Below are 921 nucleotides of genomic sequence, written 5' to 3'. Positions count from 1 at the left end.
GAATTCATATCACTAGAAGAAGCATAAACCGGTTTCCAGCCACATTTTGATAAGGATTGTTGGATCATCGCTTTATCAACACCTGGTTTTTCCCATAATGCTAAAGTTGATGGAGGAGGTTGGTTAACACATCCAGCTGTATTTAAGAGAGCTATGCAACTCAATAGTTTTAAGATTTTCTTCATTATTCCCCTCTTTCAATGGATTTATTTACAATAAACAGCTCGGAAGCTTGTTGATATTTCCTGTCACCGCTGCTTAAAACAACGGTGAACAATATTGAGATGTTAGATTGAGAAAACAATCCCGCCATTCCAAGCGAAGGCAAGGATAGCGGATTGTTGATCATCACTAGCTGCAAAACTTAAGGTTTGCATTCAGGTGCATTTTTATATTTTTTACAAAAAGGGCTGTTCAAGCGCTTCTTGACACTGGGCCTCGGGATCACAGCACCTGGACGACAAATGGGCAAGTTTTCGGCTTTATGGTTTACACACCATCCCCCCCCCCTTTCATCTTTATAGCGGAATCCTGATTGAACCATACAAGCATGAATTGTTGCTATTGCATTATTACTGAGCTTGCTGCTTTCTGGATCCTTATCATAAGGGGTTGGCATGCCACATTCTAACAAGCCTTTTCCTATCTCTGTAAAATCTGCTCCTGATTTTTCCCAAGCAGTCAAATATCCTGAAGGAGGTTTATTAAACTGACATCCAGCTATACTTAACAAAGTTACAGCACTTAATAATTTTACGATGTGTTTCATTTTTTACTCCATGATTTACTTAAAGGAAATTGTTCACGATGAGATGAACCATAATCATATCTACATTTATAACCTGCATCTCCAAGGCAAGTATGGGAACTTATGGGATTTGTAGCCACTCTCAACCATTCTGTCCAAACGTTACTGCCAGC

The 921-nt window shown here is 39.3% G+C and carries 1 protein-coding gene and 1 pseudogene; both read right to left on the bottom strand.

Translation table 11 applies throughout. The annotated features are described in order from the left end of the window. Positions 1–185: pseudogene (locus ACFIJZ_RS09920) on the bottom strand (hypothetical protein); the annotation flags it as partial. A 179-nt stretch (positions 186–364) separates the two neighbouring features. After that, a complete protein-coding gene (locus tag ACFIJZ_RS09915; RefSeq protein WP_375631993.1) occupies positions 365–769 on the bottom strand; it encodes a hypothetical protein in 405 nt (134 codons plus the stop codon). Between the last annotated feature and the right edge of the window lie 152 nt (positions 770–921).

It is taken from the genome of Bartonella sp. CL70QHWL (assembly GCF_042194855.1).
Taxonomy (GTDB): Bacteria; Pseudomonadota; Alphaproteobacteria; order Rhizobiales; family Rhizobiaceae; genus Bartonella.
The sequence above is the reverse complement of the archived record's forward strand: the minus strand, read 5'-3'. Positions and strand labels throughout refer to the sequence as shown.